The organism is uncultured Rothia sp., from assembly GCF_937976295.1.
Classification (GTDB): Bacteria; Actinomycetota; Actinomycetes; order Actinomycetales; family Micrococcaceae; genus Rothia.
The window spans coordinates 1-2072 of record NZ_CALJRY010000238.1 but is presented as its reverse complement, the minus strand read 5'-3'; the positions used below and the strand labels follow the sequence as shown (position 1 = coordinate 2072).

Annotated in this window: 2 protein-coding genes and 1 pseudogene; all 3 read left to right on the top strand. The window is 63.9% G+C overall.

Annotation, left to right across the window (positions count from 1 at the left end):
- Positions 1–1251: molybdopterin molybdotransferase MoeA (locus tag Q0216_RS06365; RefSeq protein WP_298593842.1), on the top strand; the 1251-nt coding region annotated here is incomplete at its 5' end.
- Between the two features lie 109 nt (positions 1252–1360).
- A complete protein-coding gene (gene moaC, locus Q0216_RS06360) occupies positions 1361–1861 on the top strand; it encodes a cyclic pyranopterin monophosphate synthase MoaC (RefSeq protein WP_044150196.1) in 501 nt (166 codons plus the stop codon).
- A gap of 65 nt (positions 1862–1926) precedes the next feature.
- Positions 1927–2072 (top strand): annotated as a pseudogene (locus tag Q0216_RS06355) (MogA/MoaB family molybdenum cofactor biosynthesis protein); the annotation flags it as partial.

Below are 2072 nucleotides of genomic sequence, written 5' to 3'. Positions count from 1 at the left end.
CTCGCCCAAGACGTCACCGCACGCATGGACGTACCCAGCTTCGACAACTCCCAGATGGACGGCTACGCCCTCACTGCCGAAGCTGCAGAACGCGACGACCGCATCTTCACCGTCGGACGCGAAATCCCCGCCGGCCGCCCCCTCCAGCGTTCCCGCTCCTCCGAAGACCTGACCTACCCCATCATGACCGGCGCACCCATGCCCAAGGGCTATGACGCCGTCATCCCCGTCGAACAGTCCGAACGCATTGAATACCCCGACCTACCCGAATCTTTCGGCCGCCCCAGCGAAAAGGTCAAACTCGCCCCCGGCAAGCCCGGACAGTTCGTGCGCCGCCGCGGCGAAGACGTCGTCACCGGCCAGATCCTCGCACGCGCCGGCGAACGCATCACCCCCGCCCTGCTTGGTGCGCTCGCATCCCAGGGCTACGCGCGCCTGACCGTTGCGGCTGGTCCTCGCGTGCTCGTGTGTACCGGCGGTGACGAGATTCTCTCCGGCGTTGAAGAAGACGGAAGTGCCACCACTCAGGAACTCGCCCAGGGCCAGATTTTTGACGCCAACGGCCCCATGCTCACCGCCATGCTCCGCGAAGACGGAGCGGAGGTGCGCCGCATCGCTATCGGTGACGACCCGATCGAGCTACTGCACCGCCTCGCTGCAGAGTACGAGAGCTTCAAACCGGACATCATCATCACCTCCGGCGGTATTAGCCACGGTAAATACGAGGTGGTCCGCAACGCCATCGCCAAGGCACACGAAGCCGATATTCTGGTGCCCGTCTCCTGGTTTGGCCACGTCAGCCAGCAGCCCGGCGGCCCCCAGGGCGTGAACCTGCTCGACTTCAAGGGCCACCGCGTGCCCATGATTTCCTTCCCCGGAAACCCGGTGAGCACGCTCATCTCGTACGCACTGATTCTGCGCCCCTACCTGCGTGCCGGCGGCCCCTACGGTGTGCCCTACGCGGTCGCCTCCGAACAGGCAACCCTGAATAACGCACCGCGAGGCGTGCTCGTCACCGAAACTCCGCTCACCGCACCGGCGACTAAGCGCCAGTTCTTGCGCGGCACCCTCGCCATGGTCGAGGTGGAACCCGGAACCTACCGGGTGGAGCTCTACCCGGACGTCCTCTCGGGCTCGCACCTGCTGCACCGCGCCGCCCAGGCGGATGTGCTCATTGAGCTGGCGCCCGGAACCACCTACACCGGGGGAGAGGCAGTGCCCTACCACCGCATTCGCCTCACCGATAACTAAGCGAAACGCCCCCTGCGTTGTTCTTTGTCTGAACGACAAGGAATAATTGAGACTCACACTAAGTAACGATTCGCGGCAGAAGGATACCGCGCAGAAGCCAGGAGAAACGATGACCTCTACTTCGCAGCCCAACCAGGAACTGACCCACGTGCGCGCCGACGGTTCGGCGCACATGGTGGACGTTACGGAGAAGTCGGTCACCACCCGCACCGCCCTGGCCGAGGCGACCGTGCGCACCCGCGAAGACGTTATCGCCATGATTTTTGACGCTGACCTGCCCAAGGGTGACGCACTTCCGGTTGCACGTGTTGCCGGCATCATGGGCGCTAAGCGCACCCCGGAAATCATTCCCCTCTGCCACCCGCTGCCCCTGGGCAAGATTACGGTGGATTTCGAGCGTGGCACCGACTTCGTGCGTATTGAGGCTTCCGTGAAGACCCGCGGCGTGACCGGTGTGGAGATGGAGGCGCTCACCGCCGTCTCCTCGGCAGCGCTGACCGTTTTCGACATGATTAAGGCAGTCGATAAGCACGCCGTCATTACCGATATTCGTGTTCTGGAGAAGAGCGGCGGCAAGTCCGGCGACTGGTCCGTCCGCGAGGACTCCTAAGCCCCGGCGGCACACCGACCCCACCGACCCCACTGTCACCTGATAGATACAGAAAAGGAAAGCCAATGAGTAGCGAAGACTACACCATGCCGGAGAATCTCACCGGCCTGGTCATTGTCGCCTCCACCCGCGCAGCCCGCGGCGTGTACGAGGATAAGTCCGGTCCCATCGCCGTGGAGTGGTTGCGCTCGCGCGGCTTCGACACCCCGGA